Genomic DNA, 19,583 nt, shown 5'->3' with positions numbered 1-19,583 from the left:
AAAGCCTCTAGCCGCGCCGCTCAGGAACCTTCGACCAGCCGTTCGAGCTGCTCGGGCGGCACCGCGCCGCGGGCGGCGTGGCCATCGTAGGCGAACGTCGGGACGCCGGTGATGCCCTGACGCTGTGCCGTGGTGAATTTCTCGCGGACCTCCGACCGGAGAGCGTCGTCTCCGAGTGCCGACCGGATTTCGCCGCCGTCGACGCCCGCGTCCTCGGCCAGATCGACCAGCAGGTCTTCGTCGCCGATGTCCTGTCCGTCCTGCCACAGCGCCTCGAAAACCGCCACGTCGAAGGCCAGCCACGTCTCGTAGTCGTAGTGCTCTTTGACGTAGTACGAGGCGATCTGGGCGGGCAGCGAGTCGATGTCGGTGGCGATGTCCAGATCCATCTCGACATCGTATTTCGCCTGCAGCCGGCGGACGCTCTCTTTGGCCTGCTCGTAGTAGTCCTCGTCTTTGCCGTCGTCGACGGAGTGATCGATGGAGCCGTCCGGATTGCGCTTCCCGCTCCGGAGGTCGAAGGGATGCCAGTCGATCTCCAGTTCGTCCTCGCGCGTCGACTGGTACTGCCTGAGCGATTCGCGTCCGAGATAACAGAACGGGCAGACGTAGTCCGAGAAGACTGTGATCTGCTCGCTCGACTGTGTCTCACTCATACGTCCGGGTATGCGTTGCTCGCGGTTAAACGCGGCCACCGTCTGTGCTGGACCAACGCACGACCGACTGACTGGCTACACGCTGTCCTCGATGGTCCCGTGGATGGTTTCCACACGCGAGACGAGGTCGTCGGCGCTTTCTGCGAGCAACGTCACGCGCTCGCCGACACCGACGCCTTCGCGGCCGACGACGGCGACCGGTGTTCCCTTGCTGGTCTCGAAGGCCTGACCGACGCCCCACGCCGTAGCGTCGTCGGAAACTGCGTCCGGGCGCTTGTCAGGGTCGTACTCAGTGACGGGCCCGTCCAGCGACGCCAGCGCGTCCTCGACAGCGTCGGTCAGCCGGCAGTCGACTGCGAACCGGACCGCTGGGTCGTGCTCTCGGGCGGCAAGCAGGGCGCGAGCCACTGTCGTGGATGCGCCGAAGCGGACGCCGCGGTTCGGCCGGACGCCGTCCATCGTCCGGGTGATCCGGCCCTCGACGGCAGCGACTGCGTCCGGCCGCTCGGCGTACGGCGTCGCGCCGGCGACGGTCATCCCTCGCTCAGGGACCAGCGCTGACACGTCCGCATCGACGAGGGCAGATACAGCCCGCTCGACGGCCTCGCTCGTCGGATGGCGCGCGACATCATTGCGCGTCTGGACGAGGTGGTGGACCGCACCGGGCCCCTCCCCGACGTCGACGTTGTACCGGACCGCGCTCGCAAGCAGGTCGATACTGCTGCCGACCGCCGTCGGCAGGTCGTCACCGTGAGCCAACTGCGTCGCGATGGCCGAGGACAACGTACAGCCGGAGCCGTGGGTGGCCTCGGTTTCGATGCGGTCGTGGCGGAACGTCGTCACCCCGTCTTCGGTCACAAGGGTGTCGACGACCGCGTCGCCCGGGACGTGGCCCCCCTTCACGAGCGCGCTGTCGGCCCCCATCTCGACGAGGTCGCGGCCCGCCTGTTCCGCGGCCGCAGGGTCGTCGACATCGCGCCCGGTCAGGACGGCGGCTTCATCAGCGTTCGGCGTGACGACCGACGCTTCGGCGATGAGGGTCTCGTAGGCGTCTTCGGCCTCGGCGGCCAGGAGCCGGTCGCCCGAGGCCGCTACCATCACCGGGTCGACGACGAGGTTCGGCAGGTCGGTGGCGTGGTCCACAACCAGATTGATGACCTCGCTCGTTGCGAGCATACCCGTTTTGACTGCGGCCACGTCGAGATCTCCCGTCACCGCCTCGATCTGGGCCTCGATCTGTTCGATCGGGAGCAGATGCTGGCCCTGTACGCCCGTGGTGTTCTGTGCCGTCACGCTCGTGATCGCGCTGGTCCCGAAGCCGCCACAGGCTTCGATGGTCTTGAGGTCGGCCTGGATGCCGGCCCCACCACCGGAGTCGCTGCCAGCGACGGTCAGCACGACTGGCGGCGTTACTGGGGCGTCCGTTCGTGTCATATCTGATGCCTTTGCCGGTGGCCACATATCGGTGCTGGTCTCTCAGTAGGACTCTGTTATGTGGCAAAATCCTAGTATGCTAATAATACTTCATACTACATCTGAGAAACATTTATGTAGCGCTGTGTCGGATGTGCCCTTGTACCACAATGGAACCAGCGTCGCGCGATACTACCGACTCCGACGAGCAGTACGGCAGCTTCACTACTGGCGGCGGCGACGTCGTCGTCTACGACACCGAGAACCCGACCGCGTGGCTTCAATCGAGCTATGCGGTACAGGTTGGCTGCTCCTCGGAACGAAAGTCGGCCTGACTGTTTTACCCGACCGATATCATTGCGATACCGACGATCGCCAGCCCCGCAGCGGCCAGGCGTGCCCGGAACTGCGCTTCATCGAGCACAATCGCACCCAGAATAACGGCGACGATAGCCTGCCCGTTGACGATGGGCGAGACGATACTCGCCGGGAGCAACTGGAAGGACAGTAACACGATGTGGTTCGCGTAGGCGACGAACATCGCCGCGACGACGAACTTCGGGAGGTCCCCTCGCCACCCCGGTGGGACCTGATACCGGAACGCGAGCGGCGTCATCAAAACAGCGATGCCGACGGCCATTACCGGGATGTAGGTCGTCGGTTCGATAGCCAGTTCCTGCATCAGTACCCGCTTGCTTACATCGACGAGCGCGAACGCCGCAGCCGACAGTAAGGCCAGTTGCGCAGGCCGGGACTTCCGGGCCCGCTTGAGCGGGGCCAATAACGCTGTGCCCTGCCAGTTCGCGACGTAGACGGCGGCGGTCGCGACGACGACACCACCGACCTGCAGCGCCGAGAGGTGCTGGCCCAGCAGGCCGACTTCCAGCGGCAGGACGAACACGGGAACGATTTTGCTGATCGGCGAGACGTAGGAGACTTCGCCGACGCGGATCGCCCGAAAGAGGGTGAGCAGTCCCACTGCCGTCACCGCCGTCACAGCGAGTATCGACGAGAGGACATTGACGCGGTTTCCCGCCGGGAGGAAGGGCTCGTTGCTGACAAAGACGATCGGGAGGTAGACGATGGGGACGAGGCTGTAGGTAAGCAACAGGAACACCGGCGACGGATACTCCGTGAACCATCGCTTCATCACGAACAGGTACACCCCGAACACCAGCGCCGACAGGACGGCGTACGCGATTCCGACGTTCACGGTTGACAACGGCTAGCCGACTGCAATAACTGTTCCCTTCGGGCTCGTGTCAAGAACTGTAATGGCGGCCGAGCAGCGCCACAAGCACCACTGCGAGACCGGTCACGAGCGCAGTAAAGCCGTTGCCCTCGCCGGCTGTCGTCTGTGTGTCTGTGAGCATCGCCGTCGGAGTCGACGTTGATACCGCCGTTTCCGTCGAAACGACCACGTCGACCATCGTCGTGGTCTGTCCGTCACCTGCCGACAGCGACACCGTTCCGGGCTCGCCGAGGGTGACTGGCCGGGCGACCGTTGTCGTCGTCTGTGGCGGGAGATACAGCCGCTGCTCGGCGAACACGACACCGTTGCGGCGGAACGTGACCGCTGCTGTTCCCGGAATCTCGTTGTCGTTAACGACAGTGGCGGTCACGTCGACCTTGTCACCCTGCCTGACTTCTCTCGGACTCGCGGTGACGTCGGTCACGCTGGCGGCTGCCGGCTCCGTCACCACGACAGTGACGGTGTCGCCGTCGACGCTGAGTACGTATCGGCCGGGGTCGGCAAACGCGTGTGTCAGTTCGACCTCTGTCCGCACCCCCGGTTCGATCTGGCCCTGTTTTGCGGCGACGACGGTCTCGTTGACCCCGAGCGTCACGTTGTACGCCCCCGCCTCGCCGCCGGCGTTCTCGACGACTGTGTCGACCGCGAGCGTCTCGTTGGTCACCAGCCGGATCGGTTCGCTCCCGCCGACTGGTGCATCCGACCGGTAGAGACTGTCTGCGCGGTAGTCGTCCGCGCGGTCGATCGGTGGGAGGCTGTAGCCAATACGGGCGGGAATCGCACCGAACAACCGCTGCTGTGTCGCCTCGTTCCACATCGCCACCGTCGCTGTCGTTTCGGTCTCCGTCGCGGTCGTGTTCCGGACGCTTGCCCCGCCAGCGGCCTCGACCTCGGTGAGGAACTGCGATTGCGTGACCGGGTCACGGTAGCCGTTTAGCGACTGGAACACAGTCTGGAGTGTCTTGTTGCGGTCCGTGGCCGAGCGGATATGGACGTCAGTCCGTCCGGCGACGAGCGCGCCCTTCCGGTAGTTCGCGTCGTTCGTCCAACTCGACCTGTCGGCCAACGCCACGTCGCTGTAGACCGGTTGCTCGCCCGCTGCGAGTTGCGCTTGGAACTCGTCGAACCCGATCCGGTCCTGTTCAAGCGTCAGGATAGCGGCGTAGTACGTCGCCCAGCCCTCGACCGTCCACCGCGTCTCCCGTGTCGTCTCGTAGGCCTGCCGGCTGTGGACGTACTCGTGGATCCAGACGTTGTTGGCGGCATCCAGCGACCGTTGGGACTGGACCCACATATCTGCGTCACCGATCTGATACCCCTCGACACCCCAGTTGACGGCCCCAGATGGTGCAGCGACGACGAACACCTGCTCGTCACGGTCGCCGACTCGGAGGGCGTTCGACGCGTTCGCCATCGAGTCGAGGACCGAAATCGGCGAGGCCGTCATCGTCGCCCGCTCCGGCACAGCCAGCGTGAATGTCTGGTTGTGCGCCGTCTCTTCGAAGGTCGCCACTTCGCCGAGGTACACGATCTCCTCGCCCGCCGCACCCGGGCCCGCCGTCCGGAGCGTGCGGTTGTACCTGACGGGCTCCTGACCAGTGTAGCGCCAGCGCGTCGGCGTCAGTGATCGTGTGAGTAGCGCCCACTCTCCCGTATCGACGCTGAGATACCGTCCCTCGGCACCCTCGGGCCCGCTCTTCTCGATGGTCCGGTTCGGATTGATGTGGTAGCTGATCGTCGCCGTATCCGTCGATTCGTCCCACTCGTACACGGACTCGTTGACGCGCTCGAATCCGTCGGTGTCGGTCATTGTCGCCTCCGCTGGGACGTGTGCTTCGAGGTCGACGACCCGGTCCGGGACCTCGTAGGTCAGTGTTACCGCGACTTCGCCCGGCTCCTCCGGTACGCGCGCGTAGGTCTGTGTCTGCTGAATCACGTCACCGTCGCTGGTCTGTGTTGCACCCGACGTGACTGTCCCCACCTCCATGCTGGCCGCTGCTGTGGCTGTCGTTCCGGCTGTGTCTCCGCCCTGTCCTCGCGGCTGCCGTCGATGCGTGTCGGCGCTTCTCGTTCGGACTCTCGAGCCATTTGACTCGCTAGTGGCTGCCGACGACTGCACCGCCTCAACTGCCTGTCCACGCTGAGCCGACGCAGTCTCGGGTTTGTATGTGCAGTTCTCACCGACGCCAGCCGCTGTTCCGTCGCTAGCCCCGGTCACCGCCCCATGGTCAGTCGCCGCCACCGGGAGCGACGCGATTCCCCCACCAAGGAGAAGGACCACGAGTCCGACGGCCACCACCCGCCGGGGTACACCGAACATTGCAAACAGTTACCCTCCCATGGTTGAAATAGTTGACCGCCGAATTCGAGTGTTGGTATCATGCACCAATCCTGCCTCGACCGGCCGCTCCCACGACGGAAAAAACGGCCAGACCTGAACCAGTCGTAGCCGACCGCAGCGAACACTCGCGAGCAGACTGAGCTGAAAAGCTGGCGAGCAGGTCATACCAGCGGCTTGCCACGGCGCTTTCACGAGAACCGCTGGCAGTCAGGAGTTCAGGCGACGTTGAAACCTTTGTCGCGGAGGAAATCCTCGACGCGGCCCGTGTGATTGCCCTGGAGCTCTATCTGCCCGTCCTCGACAGTGCCACCGCAGGCGAACTTCGATTTGAGGTCTGAGGACAGCGAGTCCATGTCGACGTCTTTCGGGTCGAATCCCTCGATAATCGTTACCTCCTTCCCGTAACGGCGCTCGTCGATGCGGATGTTAATCTCCTGGGACTCCTTAGCGACGTCTTCACAGACGCAGAGCTCCTCAGGCAGCCCGCACGTCGAGCAGACTTCCGACATTACAATCGCGCCTACGAACACGACCTATTAAACACTGTCGGGGACTAGTGCTCGGAGACGATTTCGTCGGCAATCTCAACGGCTTCGTCGGCCATCGCCTCGCTCACTTCGCCGCCGTACCGGAGTCGCTCCCGTAGCGTCGCGAGCCGCTGGACCCGGTCGTCGGCCCCTATCGCGTCGAGATACGCCCGTACCGTCTCACCGCTCTTGCGGCTCCGGTGTTCCATCGCAAGGACGTGCATGGCCCGCTGGAACGCCCGCTCGACATCGGTCTCGGGGTCCACGCGGCGCTGGTAGCGTAGCCATACCGCGCGGTAGGCTCGCTCGCTGAGGCCGGACCGACGCGCGCCCGCTGCGATGCCGAGCAACGCGACGACGCCCAGCGTCACCTCCTCGCGCGACGGGAGTTCCGGCAGGCGCAGCCCCCTTCCCTCGTCCGTGTCCGACGCCCCTGCTGTGCCGGTGGACGTGTCGGTTTCCGTGGCCGTTGGTGTCTCCGTCGGCCCGGTCTCGGTTCCGTCGGTCTCGGTCAGCGGGGCGGGTGTCGACGTGTCGGATGGCGTGTACTGCTCTACCGGGTTCCCGTCGCCGACGGTGGGCGACGATTCGTCCGAACTCGCGTCCTCGATACGTTGCTGTCTGACCGCCTCACGCGGTCCGGACGGCGTCGGGTCGAACTGTACCCAGCCCTGATCGGGGAAGTACACCTCGACCCAAGCGTGGGAGTTGAGCCCGCGCACGACCCACTGGTTCTCGTCGATTCGCTGGCCGGACGTGTACCCGACGGTCATGCGCGCCGGGATGCCTTGGGTCCGGAGCATCGTCACCATCGTCGTCGCGAAGTAGACGCAGTACCCCTCGTCCATCTCGAAGAGGAAGGCGTCCGCGACGTTGAAATCGGGGCGGTCGACATCGAGTGAGTAGCCCTTGCTGTCCTGCAGCCACCGCTCGACGACCAGCGCCGTCTCGTAGGGGTTCTCGGCGTTCGCGGTGAGAATCGCTGTCCGTTCCGCGACCCGGTTCGGCGTGCTGTCGGGGAGCTGGGTGTACAGCTCGATAGTCGCGTCGTCGTAGTCAGTGCCGGCCGCACGCAGCCCGTCCGGGGTCGCCACGAGCAGCTCGCTCCTGACCTCGTAGCTGTCGCCCGTCGACAGCGTGCCGTCTGGCTGGAACCCGCCCTCGCTGGAGACCGATACCGACGGCTCCCCCGAGTAGCGGACGGGCTTCCAGGCGGCCGGGACGGTCCCGATGGTCGATTCCGCCCGGAACTCCTGTCGGAGCGTCCGTGTCTCTCCTTCAGGTGAGTCGAGGCGCTGGTCGTCGTACGGGGTGGGGTTCCCTGTCCGCACCCACCCGTTGCCGGTGTAGCGGTCGTAGGAGGTGACCCGCCAGTAGCGCGGTTCCTCGCTTTCGACCGTGTACCGGATCTCCGGCGTCAACGAGATGCTCCCCTGTACTGAGAGAGATTCCCCGGCGTCGAAGAGGCTCCCTTCGACGGTCTGGCCGTCTGACCCGTCATCGTACGACAGCAAACTATCGCGGGTAATCGGGACCTGCGAGAGCGCCGCCGGGACGACGATTATCGCCGCCAGCTGTTCGAGGACGGCACGCCGCCCGGCGTCGATGCCGTCGTTGTCACCGCCCGCGCGCTCCGTACCGTCACTGTCGGTCATCGCGTCCGGTCGCTTCGTCAGGTCCGTCGGCTCGTCCGCCGACAGCGTATCGAGCGTCCCGAAGCCGATCGTCGCCGCGATGCCGACGACGCCAAGCAGGGTCGTCACCACACCGGCGTCGGTCGTCAGGGCGAAAAACGCGAGCGCCGTCCCGGCCGCCAGCGTCGCCGTCACGTACCAGCGCCGCAGCGCGAAGTACCACGTCAGAAACACCGGTGCCGGCGCGAACGACAGCACCCACAGCCTGACCTTGGCGATCTGGAGCAGCGACCGCCCGGTCAGCAGGGCGGCGGTGTCGCCCAGCAGTTCCGTTATCGCCGGATTCGTCGAGAGGTTCAGTATGTACGCGCCGAGCCCGCCGGCAAACAGCACTGCGCCGACACCGACCGCGAGGGGCGGTCTGAGCACGCGGGCCAGCAGTGTCGCGCCGACGAGTGAGAGCGCGGTAAGCGCCAGAAACAGGGTCGGGTCGCCGACTACGTCGCTGAGATAGTACATCGTCCGCAGCGGCGCGCCGATGGCCAGCGCCACCGCAAGCAACGCCAGCATTCTCGACTGGCTCCACGGGACTCGGCGTCGGACTCGTTCCACGACGCCGCTCATCCGTTTACCTCCCCTGCGATAGGGTTGTCCCGGCTGGCGGTCACGTCGGCGAAGGACCGGCGGCGGCCATCGACCGACACCGTGACACCGTCACCGGTGGCCGTGACGACCACGTCAGCGTCGTCCACACGGCCGGTCTGGCCCGCGTCGGCCCGGGCCAGCAGTTCGAGCAGCCGCGTCCGGTGAGTGTCGCCGTATCCCTGCTCGACTGCGCCGTTCGGGACGGCGAGTTCGACCGCGAGACCGCTCTCCAGCGCGGCCATCGTGATCGTCGCCGCGGCGGCGGCCATTTCGTCGGCATGGCCTTCGCGGGCCTCCGCAGCGACGAGCAGGGTCCTGTCGCTCCGGCTGTCGGCGAACTCCTTGACCAGCAGGTCCTCGCGCTTGGCGCTGGATTTCCAGTGCACGTCCCGTAGCGAGTCGCCGCTGACGTACTCCCGCAGTCGGTCGAACGACTGCCGGTCCTCGCTCTCCGGCGTGAACGTTCGCGCGAACGCGTCTGCTCCGCCCAGCCGATAGACGGGTGGATACACCAGCACGTCGGTTTCACTCTCGACAGTGTACCGCTCCGTGACGAGTCCCAGCGCGTCAGTTACCGTCACGTCGACCGGGCCGACCCGTTGCTCGCCCCGGTCCGTGTAGGTGACCCGGTAGGTCACTGTCGCCGGCAGGGACTTCCTGACTGTCGTCTCCCCATCGAGGCCCTCGGACAGCCGGTCGGTGATCGTCACGATGCCGCTGCCGTCGACGTGGAACTCGACGGGCTTCGTCTCGCCGGGAAAGCCACGGCGGAGCCGGCTCCGTTCGACGGTCGGCGCGCCGCCCCAGCGGACTTGGACGGCGGCGGCGAACACGCCGACGAACAGCGGGCCGGCGACGGCCGTAAGCCCGGGCTGGCCGAATCTGGCGCTGAGTAGAAGGGCGGCAACGGCGACGGCGAGGGCGGCGAAACCGCGGCGTGTCGGTCTCATTCGACGTAGACGGTGTCGAGCGCCTCCACGACGAGTTCCCGGGCGTCCTGCTCGCTGCTCTCGGTGCGGATACGGTGTGGCAGGACGACCGGCGCTTCCGTCTGGATGTCGTCGGGGATGACGTAACTGCGGCCATCGAGGACGGCACGGGCCTGTGCCGCCCGGAGCAGTGAGATGCTCCCCCGTGGGCTGACGCCCAGTTGCGCGTTCTCCCGCGTGTACCGCGCCAGCCGGGTCGCGTACGAGCGGATCGGCTCCTCGACGGTCACGTCTGCCACCGTCTCTCGGGCGGCGGACAGTGCATCGAGGGTGGCGACCGACGTGAGTTCCTCGATGGGATGGTGGCCCACCACGTCACCCAGCATTTCCGTCTCCGCCGCCTCGTTCGGATAGCCGAGATGCAGCTTCATCATGAACCGGTCGAGTTCGGCCATCGGCAGGTCGTAGGCCCGGTTCTGTTCGACCGTGTTCTGCGTGGCGATAACGGTGAACGGCTGTGGCACTGGGTGTGTGGTTCCGTCGACCGAGACCTGCTGTTCCTCCATGGCTTCCAGCAGCGCTGACTGCGTTTTCGGCGGGGCACGGTTGATTTCGTCGCCGAGGACGACGTTGGCGAAGATCGGACCCGGCCGAAATTCGAACTCCTGGGTCTTCTGGTTGTAGATGTTGACGCCGGTCACGTCGGTCGGGAGGAGGTCCGGCGTGAACTGGACGCGTTTGAATTCGCCGTCGAAAGACGCCGCGACCGAACGGGCCAGCATCGTCTTGCCGACACCGGGGACGTCTTCGAGTAGGACGTGGCCGCGGCCTAGGAGTGCGATGACGATGTGTTCGATGGCGTCGTGTTGCCCGACAATGACCTGTTCGACGTTTTCGATCACCTGATTGGCGACGCGTGTGGCGTCGCGGAGGGGGCTGTCCGACTGTTGACTGCGTGAGGTGTCAGTGTCTGTCATAGTCGCGATCTCGTGGGACGACGCCTCGGCACGGGGACTGGTAGCATAGTCTGCCCTGTCGACCAGTAAGTGTCTTGTGTGGGGTACCACATCCTCCGGGCCGTTCAGTTGTAGCCGCGTCTATGGTGTGCGCGTATGTAACTCTGTGGATGGGTGAGAACAACACACATCCGATTCACGGCCGGTAGCGCCGTTCACCAGGACTTACACGCACCACAGACGAGGTGTCCGTCCTGTGTCCACCGCCGCTCGACGACCTCACCACACTCGGCACAGGCCGCACCGTCGGGCGACCAGGCGTACGTCGTCACGGCCGGGTCGACCGCGTCGGTCGAGGCTTCGGTGTCGGGGGCGTCGCTTTCGGTCTCTGTCGTATCGTCTTCCGCAGACGTACCGCTCTCTCCCTCGTCCTCGCTCTCGTCGCCAGCGTCGAGAAAGTCCTCCAGCGAGGTGTCTTCGGCCATACACGTTGGTTTTGCCCGCGACCACAAAATACCCTGTCGGTCGTTCCGCCTTCGATCTGCGTCTCGACTGGCTATCGGCGGTTATTCGGTAGCGACGCCGACGGTCAGCAACGTTCCCAGTTCGCGGTAGCGCTCGACCATCGCCTCGCGCGTCTCGAACTCGTCCGTGGGGAACGCGTCCGCCGGCGGGATCTCTACCTCGCGGTCGGGGATTGTGTCCTGTGACGCTACGGCCAGGCCCGCTTCGCGGAAGGCCGCGCGGTACTCGTCGGCGCTCCAGCGGGTCATCTCGATGTCGATGAACTCCTGCCACTCGTGGGAGTGGACGTTCTCCTCGTAGTAGTTCACCGCGATGTGGGCGGTCCCGCCCGGTCGCAGCACCCGCGCGATTTCTTCGAGCGTGTGTGGCGGGTCGCTGGCGTAGTAGAACGCCTCCATCGAGAACACGTGGTCGATGCTGTCGGTCGCGAACGGCAGGGCGTCGAAGTCCCCACGCAGGAACCCGATGCTGTCGTCGTCCGTGTACTCCCGGGCGTTCCGGAGCATCTCCGGTGACCCGTCGAGGCCATAGCAGGGATCGGCGTCGTTGGTGTCACGGAGCGCGCGGAGCGCATAGCCCGACCCCGTCCCGAGATCGAGGACCGTGTCGCCCGGTTCGACCGGCATCCGGGCGAGAACGTGCTTGGCGGTGTGCCAGTGCCGGTCCTCCATCCCTCTGTCTTTACCTTCGGCCGCCCACGCGTCGAATTCCTCGCGAACGCTCATACGTCCCTCCAGCAGTTGTGGCCTCAAAATGCCCGCTATTTCGGCCTGCCAGAAACACCTGTCCACCGATAGCCGTACTCGTCTGGTGATGGACATCTGAGCCCACCGCTGTACACAAAATATCAGGTGGGGAATAAGTCGGTCGGCGTACTGCGACACAGCATGCGCTCGTACAAGGCCAAATCGGTAACCTCGATACAGCTTCCGCCCCGTGAGCGACGTGAGACCGCGCTCGCCGAGGCCAGACACAACGTCTTCAACCTCGCTGCGGATGACGTCTTTATCGACTTGCTGACCGATTCGGGAACTGGAGCGATGAGTGACGACCAGTGGGCGGACGTGGTTCGAGGTGACGAAGCGTACGCCGGGTCGCGCTCGTTCAAACGCTTCAGTGAGGCAGTCGCCGACGTGATGGGGTTCGATCGCGTGGTCCCGACACATCAGGGCCGTGGCGCAGAGAACGTCCTGTTCGGGGCGCTACTGGACGACGGTGATGTCGTTCTCAACAACACGCATTTTGATACCACCCGCGCACACGTGACGTATCAGGGTGCGACCGCGGTCGACTGTCCGGCGGAGACGGATCTGACCACTGATAGCGTCGGGACGTTTGCCGGAAACTTCTCCACAGATCGTGGGTGGAACGCCGTCGAGGAGTACGGGCAGGACGCTGTTTCGGCCGTCGTCCTGACGATCACGAACAACTCCGCCGCCGGCCAGCCGGTGTCGATGGCGAACATCCGCGAGACAGCCGCCTTCGCCACGGAGATTGATGCAACGTTCGTCATCGACGCCTGTCGGTTCGCCGAAAACGCACAGTTCATCAAGCAACGGGACCCCGAATACGCCGACACGCCCCTCAGTGAAATCGCTCGCGAGCAGTTACGTCCCGCCGACGCAATCACGATGAGTGGGAAAAAGGACGCACTCGCAAACATCGGCGGGTTCACAGCCGTTCGCGACGCTGCCCTGTTCGAACAGTGCAAACAGCGTGCAATCCTGTACGAAGGGTTCCCGACCTACGGTGGCCTCGCGGGTCGTGACCTCGAAGCGATGGCCACCGGTCTGCAGGAAGCGGTCCAACCGCCGTACGTCGCCGAGCGGATCGAACAGGTCGCGACCCTCGGCGACCTTCTGCGTGAGCGCGATATCCCGATCGTCACGCCGACCGGCGGTCACGCCGTCTACATTGATGCGGCCACCCTGCTCCCGGACATTCCTGCCGACCAGTTCCCCGGACAGCGGCTCGTCTGCGAACTCTACCGCGAGGGCGGCGTCCGGACAGTCGAACTCGGCTCCTTTGCCTTCCCCGGGACCGACCGTCCGGAACTCGTCCGTCTCGCCCTTCCTCGCCGAACGTACTGGCGCGAACACCTCGAACACATCGCGGAAACCGCTGCACGTGTTCGTGACCGTCGTGAGGAGTACACCGGTCTGGAAATCGTCTGGGAGCCACCGATGGAAGAACTCAGGCACTTCTCAGCCGAACTCGAACCCGTTGCGTAAGATTGCTCGCTCCTGACTCCGGACGACAGCGACTCCCGGGCGTCCACGAGGTGACCGGGAACGCAAACGCAAAGTAGGGCCACGCGAACGTTCAAGTAATGCAAGGACTGCTGTCGGAACTGCTCCAGAGCATCATCGACATGCCCGGCTGGTTCCTCGACGTGGCACTGAACGACCCGCTGGCGGCACTCATGCTCGCCGTCGGTGCCGTCATCACGACCGTCTCGGTCGTCTTCTTCGGGTACCTGTCGCTGGGGGCCGTCCTTTCGCTGTTCAGCGGCTCCGGCGGTCGAGGACCGCCCCAAGCAAATCGATAGCCGTCTCGACGTCCGGCCCGAGCGGCGACGCGAACACCACGCTATCAGCGTGTTCTTCTAACGCCGCCGTGCGCTCGGCCACCGTCTCCGGCGTCCCGGCGATACAGAATGCGTCCAGCATCGCCTCGGTTACGCCCTCGAACGCGGCCGAGAACTCCCCGGCCGAAATTGCCTGTCCGATGTCGTCGGCGGCCTCGTGGTCGATGCCGTGGCGGTCGAGCACCGGTGGCGGCGACCCCGCGGCGACGAACGCGACCGGTGGCCGGGCGGCCTCCCGTGCCTCGGCCTCGTCCTCGGCGATCGAGACGCTGGCGTAGGCTGCGAGGTCGAACTCGCCATACTCCTCGGGCCGCTCGTCGGCCATCTCTTCTACCTGCTCGCGTGCCCACGCGAGGTCTTTCGGGTGTGCCCCGTTGTACAGCGCACCGTCGGCGTGTTTCGCCGCCATCCGGGTCATATGCGGCCCCTGTGCGCCGACGTACACCGGAATATCGCCGACCTCGTAGTTCAGCCCGGCATCGACCGCTTCGAACGTCCCGTCGTGGTCGACTCGCTCGCCATTCCAGAGCTTCCGCGCGGTCGTGAACGTCTCGAGTACGCGCCGCAACGCGTCGTCGTGGCCGAAGCCGAGGTTGCTGAGCGTCGACTTATCGCCCGGCCCGATACCGAAGACGGCTCGCCCGTCGCTCAGTTCCTCAAGCGTCGCCACCCGCGAGGCCAGCGTCACTGGGTGCGTCTCGTAGGGGTTGGCGATACCGGGACCGAGCAGCACCTCATCGGTCCGCTCGGCCATCGCAGTCAGCGCCATGAACTGATCGCGGTTGTTGTAGTGATGGCTGACGTAGACGGCGTCGAGCGCGTTCGATTCGGCCTGTTCGGCAAACGAGGCGAGCTGTGCGACCGGGTGTTCCGGGGTAATTTCAATCGCGTACATGGGACCACTCTCTGAGTGCTTGTCTGACTACGTCTTTCTCCGGGTCGCGGAACAGTTGCTCGCTGCCCGCGTGGTCGCCGAAGTCGAAATCGCGGACGACTGCGGCGGGTGTTCCGCCGTCGCCTTCGCCGGTGACGAGGTTGGCCGCGGCGGCGAGTTCGTCGACGACGGCCTGAACGGTGGCTTCGAGTTCGCGGCCGTCGCGGTCGTGCTCGCCCCGCCAGTCTCGCGAGGCAGAGAGCCCGGCCCAACCCAGTGCGACGCCGCGCTGGCCGAGGCGGAACGGTCGCCCCGACGTGTCGGTAACGATGACGCTGGGTTCGACGCCCGTCCGCTCGCGGATGCCATCGCGGATCGCTTCGGCCTCCGCTGTCGGGTCTTCGGGGAGCAAGAGGAGGTCCGCGCCGGGCACGTTCGAGCGATCGATGCCCGCGTTGACGGTGATGTGCCCGAACTCCGTCACGCCGAGGATGAAGGGGGCTTCGACCAGCACCTCCTCACACTCGTCGAGAATCGCCTGGGCCATCCGCGGGTCCTTCTCCTCGTTGGCGATGTCCTCGATGGTCGCTGCGATGCGCTCGGCACGCTCGCTTGGCTCGTACGATGACAGCGACCGCCCGCGTCCGTTGGCCTTGGAAACGATAGTGCTGGCGACACAGACCACGTCGTCGTCCCGCAGGTCGGCCTGTCTGACGAGTAGCTCGGCCACGTCGTCGCCAGGGCGGACCTCGGGCAGCCCCTCGACCGCGAAGACTTCCATACCACTTGTGCGGTCTCTGCCCGAAAAAGACCCGCGTTCGCTGCAAAGCCGGACAACAGTGGCAACAGCTGCCGGTACATCGCGGTCGCGACGGCGCTCACTAACCGTGCTACAGTTGGTACTGGGCCACGTCAATCGAGCCGTCCTCGACTGTCGCGGTCAGCATCGTCGGACGGTCTGCCGGCGATGCGCCCGTGACGCTGCCGGGGTTCAGGAGTCGCACACCCTCGTAGACGGTGTCCACACGTTCGTGGGTGTGGCCGGCGACGCCGACGGCGCTGCTGTCGGCTTCCTCGCGGACCGCAGCGGCGACACGGTCCGCCCAGCCCTGCGGCGATCCGGTGCCGTGTGTCACGACGAACGTGACGCCGCCGAGTTCGACTGTCGCCCGCTCCGGTAACCCTATCTGTGGGTCGATGTTGCCCGAGACGGCGGTCAGTGCCGTCGCCATGTGGCGGATATCAGCAAGCGCCCCTTTGCTGTCGAAGTCACCGGCGTGGATGACGTGGTCGGCGACCTCGATGCGTTCCCGGAACGACGGCGGAATCTCGTGTTCCCGGGAGGGGATGTGCGAATCGCTGATGAGAGCGACATCCATACCGACCCATCACGTCGGCGTTCGAAAAGGGTTACTGCCACGGAAACGGGTCCCGACTGCTCGTCCCGGCGGCGCTACTCTGTGGACGAAAACACGTCTCGCAGCCCGTCCAGCTGTTCGACCAGCCGGTCGATGCCGCCGTTGATCGTTGCGACCCGCTCGTCGATGTTGTCGACCGGGATCGCGCCCTGTGGCGTCGGCTCGATGAGCTCGTCGTCTTCCAGCATCCGTAGCGAGTACCGTACCTTGTGTTTCGGGACCCCTGTCTCCTCGGCGAGCCGAACGATACCGATCGGCCCGTTTTCGATGACGGCTTCGAGGATCGACAGGTCCCGCCCCTCCTTTTCGACTTGGTCTTCTAGTCGGTCCATTCCCATAGCAAATCGTATCTGTGCATTTAGGGTCGTGACACATAAACGCCTCAGTTGCGGCACTTCGACGCGGGTTGTCCTTCTGTACCGTTCTACGAATCCGTCTCTGAACTGTCAGTCGCTACTCGTCCGAAACTGGCGTGCGACGAAGTTCGTCGAGCTGGTCCCGGAGCTTACTCAGCTCGGTTTCCAGTTCCTCGCGGCGGTCGATAAGCGCACTCAGCTCCTCCGTGTTGACCGAGTAGTCGTTGTCCATCGCCACGTCCAGCGCGTCGGTCGTTGCGCTCGTGAGGTCGGACGCCACCCGCAACACCTCGCTTGGTGTCCCGCGAGATTCGTACAGCTCCTGTTCGCCCGACAGCGGGCTGTAGGTCACCATCGGCGACTCGACGCCGCGGTGGTAGCTCACGGCGTAGCTCGTGTCCGTCACCGGATTGAGGCGGTCGTCCGCCCGCTCCGTCCGGACGATATTGAACGGCTCGGCCAGCGCCGGAAACGTGTCGGCGAGGTCCCGAAGCCGGTCCGCGGCGGTCACGTCCAGTTGTGCCTCTACGTCCCCGAAGAACTGCCGCGAGTTGGTGAGGCTGAACGCCACGGTGTAAAACACTGACTCGTCGCTGTCCGCCAGATTGCGAACCCGGTCGCGCACCTCCTCGTGGCGGCCTTCGATAGTGAGCTTCTCCAGTTCCTCAAGCAGCGCCCGGACGCCCTCCTCGCGTTCGAGGAACGCCTCGACGATCGCGCCGGGCATCTCCTCGCCATCCACGTCCTCCATGGCCCTTCTTTTGCGGGGCCTCGTAAACAGTTTGTCGCTGGCAGCCGCTAATCGGCACGCCTTACAACCAACACAAAATATATGCCGCACCGCGTGAAGTGATAGCACGTCCGACCCCGGTGGACGGACACTATGACAGGCCAAGGGGAACATTTCCCCGGACGTCTGCTATTGTGCCGGGTGTGTGATATCAGTATATGCCGTCTTATCGACCAGTAGGCGGTGTTTACTGCCTACTTGATGGTTACTAAAGTGTGTTCTGGGGTGAGATGTAGAGCGATCGCGACGCGATGAAACGCGTCGCTTGTCGAGTTGATTTCAGAGGAACGCCCGGAGCGGGATTTGAACCAGAGCAAGACGTGCTCGCTCACTGCGTTCGCTGTGCACGACTAACAGGGTTCAAATCCGCCTATTACGGATTTACGGCTCACGAGTTTGTTCGCCGCAAAAGTACGCCCGGAGCGGGATTTGAACCCGCGTCACGACCGTGACAGGGTCGTATGATGGGCCACTACACCATCCGGGCAGCCTACGAGCACACACTGCATGGTGCTCGTCAGTTGGGTCGCAATAGGAACGCCCGGAGCGGGATTTGAACCCGCGTCACGACCGTGACAGGGTCGTATGATGGGCCACTACACCATCCGGGCCTTCGTTGCATTTCTTCGTACCTTGGTGTCGGTATTAAGACTTTCCAAAGCGACCCGCCTCGGGATGAATGCACATGACGAGACCCAAAGTTCTATGTCCGGTCTGCTTCATGTGGTTGATAGGAGCAACCACGCCCGCAGGCCGTGAGGGTGGGCGGGTCCGATAGCCACGGCAGAGCGACTTGGCAAGTGTTATATGAACCCCGACAGTATGACCCTGTAGTATCTCGTGACAGCCACCTTCTCCAGCAGCAGGCCAAACGCACACGCACACACATGGTAGATGTAAGTCAACATGACCTCGTCCCAGACCACAGTGTCGTCGACGAGGACGACCTCGAAGCAGTACTCACCGAGTATGAAATCAAGAAGACGGACCTTCCGAAGATCAAGCGTACCGACAAGGCGCTGCCCGATGATGCCGAAGTCGGTGACGTGGTTCGGATCGTCCGCGACTCCAGAACGACGGATGAAGCCGTCGTGTACCGACTGGTGGTAGAATAATGGACACACAAGATCGCCGCGCTATATCGCGTGAATATTTCGCCAAGGAACGGCTCGCCGAACATCACTTCCGCTCGTTCAACGCGTTCCTCGACCGGGGGATGCAGCAGGTCGTCGACGAGAAAGAGACCATCGAGACTGACATCGGTGATAAGGAAGGGCAGGAACCGGTGTGGGTCGAACTGGGCGACGTCCGCGTCGTCACCCCACGGGTCCGCGAAGCTGACGGTAGCGAGGAACTGCTGTACCCGCAGGAAGCCCGTCTCCGGAACATCACCTACTCTGCGCCGGTGTTCATGGAGATGGCCATCGTCCGTGGTGGCGAGGAAGAACCGGAGGAAGTCGTCGACCGGACCGAGACCAAGATCGGGCGAATGCCCATCATGGTCGGGTCGAACAAGTGTAACATCGCGGGCTTCACCGACGAGGAGCTCATCGACATCGGCGAGGACCCAGCAGACCCCGGTGGCTACTTCTGTGTCAACGGCTCCGAGCGGGTGCTGATGACCAGCGAGGACCTCGCCCCGAACAAGATTCTGGCCGAGTACGACACCAAGTACGGCGACGAGGTGCAGGTCGCCAAGACGTTCTCCCAGCGCCGTGGCTACCGCGCGCTGGTGCTGTGTGAACGAACGCGGGACGGACTGCTGGAAGTCTCGTTCCCGTCCGTCTCGGGCAGTATCGACTTCGTCACGCTGGTCCGCGCGCTGGGGCTGGAATCGGACGAGGAGATCGTCCACCGCGTCAGCGAGGACCCGGAGATCGTGAAGTTCATGCTGGAGAACCTGGAGGAGGCCGAGGTCCAGACGACCGAGGAAGCCATCGAGACGCTGGGCAAGCGTGTCGCTTCCGGGCAGGGCAAGAACTACCAACTCAAGCGGGCGAACTACGTCATCGATCGCTATCTCCTCCCGCATCTGCACGAGGAAGGCGTCGAAGAAGAAGAGGTCCGCATCAACAAGGCATTCTACCTCTGCCGGATGGCCGAGGCGTGTTTCGAACTGGCACTGGGCCGCCGCGAATCCGACGACAAGGACCACTACGCCAACAAGCGCCTGAAGGTCAGCGGCGACCTGATGACCGACCTGTTCCGGACGGCGCTGAACAAGCTTGCCCGGGACGTGAAGTACCAGCTCGAACGGGCCAACATGCGGAACCGCCAGCTGTCCGTCTCGACGGTCGTTCGCTCGGACGTGCTGACCGAGCGGCTCGAACACCCGATCGCGACGGGGAACTGGGTCGGCGGCCGCTCCGGCGTGAGCCAGCTGGTCGACCGGACTGACTTCATGGGGGTTCTGTCACACCTCCGCCGACTGCGCTCGCCGCTCAGTCGCTCCCAGCCACACTTCGAGGCACGGGACCTGCACGCGACCCAGTGGGGTCGCATCTGTCCCTCCGAGACGCCGGAGGGCCCCAACTGTGGGCTGGTGAAGAACTTCGCCCAGGCGATGGAGCTGTCACAGGACGTATCGGACCCACAGGGTCTCAAACAGGAACTCGCAGAGATGGGGGTCCAGGGCATCCCCGGTATCGAGTCGATCGAACAGCAGCCTGCGGACGATTAA

Annotated in this window: 20 protein-coding genes and 2 tRNA genes; 5 read left to right on the top strand and 17 right to left on the bottom strand. The window is 64.6% G+C overall.

The genetic code is table 11. From position 1 onward, the window contains the following. Nucleotides 1-20: 20 nt before the first annotated feature. Nucleotides 21-656, bottom strand: a complete 636-nt coding sequence (locus ACYJ11_RS05370) for a DsbA family oxidoreductase (RefSeq protein ID WP_188975383.1) — start codon at nucleotides 654-656, stop codon at nucleotides 21-23. 75 nt (nucleotides 657-731) lie between these two features. Continuing rightward, nucleotides 732-2,117, bottom strand: coding sequence for a bifunctional hydroxymethylpyrimidine kinase/phosphomethylpyrimidine kinase (gene thiD, locus ACYJ11_RS05365; protein ID WP_461646995.1), 1,386 nt, complete (start codon nucleotides 2,115-2,117; stop codon nucleotides 732-734). Between the two features lie 122 nt (nucleotides 2,118-2,239). Here thiD and ACYJ11_RS05360 point away from each other — a divergent pair, with 122 nt between their 5' ends. Continuing rightward, on the top strand, nucleotides 2,240-2,404 hold the full coding sequence (locus tag ACYJ11_RS05360; RefSeq protein ID WP_004590650.1) for a DUF7331 family protein: 165 nt from the start codon (nucleotides 2,240-2,242) through the stop codon (nucleotides 2,402-2,404). A gap of 5 nt (nucleotides 2,405-2,409) precedes the next feature. On the opposite strand, the gene ACYJ11_RS05355 is transcribed toward ACYJ11_RS05360, so the two are convergent. The 8 genes from ACYJ11_RS05355 to ACYJ11_RS05320 form a co-directional block, all read right to left on the bottom strand. After that, nucleotides 2,410-3,291 carry an EamA family transporter gene (locus ACYJ11_RS05355; RefSeq protein WP_461646994.1) on the bottom strand — a complete coding sequence of 294 codons (882 nt, stop codon included), beginning with the start codon at nucleotides 3,289-3,291 and terminating at the stop codon, nucleotides 2,410-2,412. Nucleotides 3,292-3,331: 40 nt separating this feature from the next. Continuing rightward, nucleotides 3,332-5,641: a peptidase gene (locus ACYJ11_RS05350; RefSeq protein ID WP_461646993.1), complete on the bottom strand. Its 2,310-nt coding sequence runs from the start codon at nucleotides 5,639-5,641 to the stop codon at nucleotides 3,332-3,334. Nucleotides 5,642-5,877: 236 nt separating this feature from the next. Next, nucleotides 5,878-6,171, bottom strand: a complete 294-nt coding sequence (yciH, locus tag ACYJ11_RS05345; RefSeq protein ID WP_004516073.1) for a stress response translation initiation inhibitor YciH — start codon at nucleotides 6,169-6,171, stop codon at nucleotides 5,878-5,880. 44 nt (nucleotides 6,172-6,215) lie between these two features. Next, nucleotides 6,216-8,447, bottom strand: a complete 2,232-nt coding sequence (locus ACYJ11_RS05340; protein ID WP_461646992.1) for a transglutaminase TgpA family protein — start codon at nucleotides 8,445-8,447, stop codon at nucleotides 6,216-6,218. Further along, on the bottom strand, nucleotides 8,444-9,418 hold the full coding sequence (locus ACYJ11_RS05335; protein WP_461646991.1) for a DUF58 domain-containing protein: 975 nt from the start codon (nucleotides 9,416-9,418) through the stop codon (nucleotides 8,444-8,446). Before ACYJ11_RS05335 ends, ACYJ11_RS05340 begins: the two co-directional genes overlap by 4 nt. Beyond that, nucleotides 9,415-10,374 carry an AAA family ATPase gene (locus ACYJ11_RS05330; RefSeq protein WP_461646990.1) on the bottom strand — a complete coding sequence of 320 codons (960 nt, stop codon included), beginning with the start codon at nucleotides 10,372-10,374 and terminating at the stop codon, nucleotides 9,415-9,417. Before ACYJ11_RS05330 ends, ACYJ11_RS05335 begins: the two co-directional genes overlap by 4 nt. 194 nt (nucleotides 10,375-10,568) lie before the next feature. After that, on the bottom strand, nucleotides 10,569-10,838 hold the full coding sequence (locus ACYJ11_RS05325) for a DUF7573 domain-containing protein (RefSeq protein ID WP_461646989.1): 270 nt from the start codon (nucleotides 10,836-10,838) through the stop codon (nucleotides 10,569-10,571). Nucleotides 10,839-10,919: 81 nt separating this feature from the next. Continuing rightward, nucleotides 10,920-11,603, bottom strand: a complete 684-nt coding sequence (locus ACYJ11_RS05320; protein ID WP_461646988.1) for a class I SAM-dependent methyltransferase — start codon at nucleotides 11,601-11,603, stop codon at nucleotides 10,920-10,922. 162 nt (nucleotides 11,604-11,765) lie between these two features. On the opposite strand from ACYJ11_RS05320, the gene ACYJ11_RS05315 reads away from it, so the two are divergent. After that, complete coding sequence (locus ACYJ11_RS05315) at nucleotides 11,766-13,109, top strand: tryptophanase (RefSeq protein WP_461646987.1); 1,344 nt, start codon at nucleotides 11,766-11,768, stop codon at nucleotides 13,107-13,109. Nucleotides 13,110-13,207: 98 nt separating this feature from the next. Continuing rightward, entirely contained in the window at nucleotides 13,208-13,426 is a 219-nt protein-coding gene (locus ACYJ11_RS05310; protein WP_004590669.1) for a hypothetical protein, read from the top strand. Here the strand turns inward: ACYJ11_RS05310 and ACYJ11_RS05305 are convergent. The 7 genes from ACYJ11_RS05305 to ACYJ11_RS05275 all read right to left on the bottom strand — a co-directional run bounded on the left by ACYJ11_RS05305 (nucleotide 13,383) and on the right by ACYJ11_RS05275 (nucleotide 17,514). Continuing rightward, the gene (locus tag ACYJ11_RS05305; RefSeq protein WP_461646986.1) at nucleotides 13,383-14,360 is read right to left on the bottom strand and encodes a 5,10-methylenetetrahydromethanopterin reductase; all 978 of its coding nucleotides are present in this window, start codon (nucleotides 14,358-14,360) and stop codon (nucleotides 13,383-13,385) included. The genes ACYJ11_RS05310 and ACYJ11_RS05305 overlap by 44 nt on opposite strands. Continuing rightward, nucleotides 14,347-15,120 carry a coenzyme F420-0:L-glutamate ligase gene (locus tag ACYJ11_RS05300; RefSeq protein WP_461646985.1) on the bottom strand — a complete coding sequence of 258 codons (774 nt, stop codon included), beginning with the start codon at nucleotides 15,118-15,120 and terminating at the stop codon, nucleotides 14,347-14,349. The genes ACYJ11_RS05305 and ACYJ11_RS05300 overlap by 14 nt, the downstream gene beginning before the upstream one ends. A 109-nt stretch (nucleotides 15,121-15,229) precedes the next feature. Beyond that, a complete protein-coding gene (locus ACYJ11_RS05295; RefSeq protein WP_461646984.1) occupies nucleotides 15,230-15,718 on the bottom strand; it encodes a metallophosphoesterase family protein in 489 nt (162 codons plus the stop codon). 74 nt (nucleotides 15,719-15,792) lie between these two features. After that, on the bottom strand, nucleotides 15,793-16,089 hold the full coding sequence (locus tag ACYJ11_RS05290) for a winged helix-turn-helix transcriptional regulator (protein WP_170832126.1): 297 nt from the start codon (nucleotides 16,087-16,089) through the stop codon (nucleotides 15,793-15,795). Nucleotides 16,090-16,210: 121 nt separating this feature from the next. Continuing rightward, entirely contained in the window at nucleotides 16,211-16,864 is a 654-nt protein-coding gene (locus ACYJ11_RS05285) for a hypothetical protein (protein ID WP_005537126.1), read from the bottom strand. Between the two features lie 453 nt (nucleotides 16,865-17,317). Further along, nucleotides 17,318-17,390 (bottom strand) — tRNA-Asp (locus ACYJ11_RS05280). 51 nt (nucleotides 17,391-17,441) lie between these two features. Then, nucleotides 17,442-17,514: transfer RNA gene (locus ACYJ11_RS05275), tRNA-Asp, on the bottom strand. Between the two features lie 276 nt (nucleotides 17,515-17,790). Between ACYJ11_RS05275 and ACYJ11_RS05270 the strand changes: the two genes are divergently transcribed. Both ACYJ11_RS05270 and ACYJ11_RS05265 read left to right on the top strand, forming a co-directional pair. Then, nucleotides 17,791-18,018: a DNA-directed RNA polymerase subunit H gene (locus ACYJ11_RS05270; protein ID WP_004959115.1), complete on the top strand. Its 228-nt coding sequence runs from the start codon at nucleotides 17,791-17,793 to the stop codon at nucleotides 18,016-18,018. Then, entirely contained in the window at nucleotides 18,018-19,583 is a 1,566-nt protein-coding gene (locus tag ACYJ11_RS05265; RefSeq protein ID WP_004959113.1) for a DNA-directed RNA polymerase subunit B'', read from the top strand. Before ACYJ11_RS05270 ends, ACYJ11_RS05265 begins: the two co-directional genes overlap by 1 nt.

It is taken from the genome of Haloarcula sp. H-GB5 (assembly GCF_054850705.1).
The sequence above is the reverse complement of the archived record's forward strand: the minus strand, read 5'-3'. Positions and strand labels throughout refer to the sequence as shown.

Coding starts and splice junctions, on each gene's coding strand:
- ACYJ11_RS05370 (WP_188975383.1), bottom strand. CDS start 656: ATGAGTGAGACACAGTCGAGCGAGCAGATCACAGTCTTCTCGGACTAC.
- thiD (WP_461646995.1), bottom strand. CDS start 2,117: ATGTGGCCACCGGCAAAGGCATCAGATATGACACGAACGGACGCCCCA.
- ACYJ11_RS05360 (WP_004590650.1), top strand. CDS start 2,240: ATGGAACCAGCGTCGCGCGATACTACCGACTCCGACGAGCAGTACGGC.
- ACYJ11_RS05350 (WP_461646993.1), bottom strand. CDS start 5,641: ATGTTCGGTGTACCCCGGCGGGTGGTGGCCGTCGGACTCGTGGTCCTT.
- yciH (WP_004516073.1), bottom strand. CDS start 6,171: ATGTCGGAAGTCTGCTCGACGTGCGGGCTGCCTGAGGAGCTCTGCGTC.
- ACYJ11_RS05340 (WP_461646992.1), bottom strand. CDS start 8,447: ATGAGCGGCGTCGTGGAACGAGTCCGACGCCGAGTCCCGTGGAGCCAG.
- ACYJ11_RS05335 (WP_461646991.1), bottom strand. CDS start 9,418: ATGAGACCGACACGCCGCGGTTTCGCCGCCCTCGCCGTCGCCGTTGCC.
- ACYJ11_RS05330 (WP_461646990.1), bottom strand. CDS start 10,374: ATGACAGACACTGACACCTCACGCAGTCAACAGTCGGACAGCCCCCTC.
- ACYJ11_RS05325 (WP_461646989.1), bottom strand. CDS start 10,838: ATGGCCGAAGACACCTCGCTGGAGGACTTTCTCGACGCTGGCGACGAG.
- ACYJ11_RS05320 (WP_461646988.1), bottom strand. CDS start 11,603: ATGAGCGTTCGCGAGGAATTCGACGCGTGGGCGGCCGAAGGTAAAGAC.
- ACYJ11_RS05315 (WP_461646987.1), top strand. CDS start 11,766: ATGCGCTCGTACAAGGCCAAATCGGTAACCTCGATACAGCTTCCGCCC.
- ACYJ11_RS05310 (WP_004590669.1), top strand. CDS start 13,208: ATGCAAGGACTGCTGTCGGAACTGCTCCAGAGCATCATCGACATGCCC.
- ACYJ11_RS05305 (WP_461646986.1), bottom strand. CDS start 14,360: ATGTACGCGATTGAAATTACCCCGGAACACCCGGTCGCACAGCTCGCC.
- ACYJ11_RS05300 (WP_461646985.1), bottom strand. CDS start 15,120: ATGGAAGTCTTCGCGGTCGAGGGGCTGCCCGAGGTCCGCCCTGGCGAC.
- ACYJ11_RS05295 (WP_461646984.1), bottom strand. CDS start 15,718: ATGGATGTCGCTCTCATCAGCGATTCGCACATCCCCTCCCGGGAACAC.
- ACYJ11_RS05290 (WP_170832126.1), bottom strand. CDS start 16,089: ATGGACCGACTAGAAGACCAAGTCGAAAAGGAGGGGCGGGACCTGTCG.
- ACYJ11_RS05285 (WP_005537126.1), bottom strand. CDS start 16,864: ATGGAGGACGTGGATGGCGAGGAGATGCCCGGCGCGATCGTCGAGGCG.
- ACYJ11_RS05270 (WP_004959115.1), top strand. CDS start 17,791: ATGGTAGATGTAAGTCAACATGACCTCGTCCCAGACCACAGTGTCGTC.
- ACYJ11_RS05265 (WP_004959113.1), top strand. CDS start 18,018: ATGGACACACAAGATCGCCGCGCTATATCGCGTGAATATTTCGCCAAG.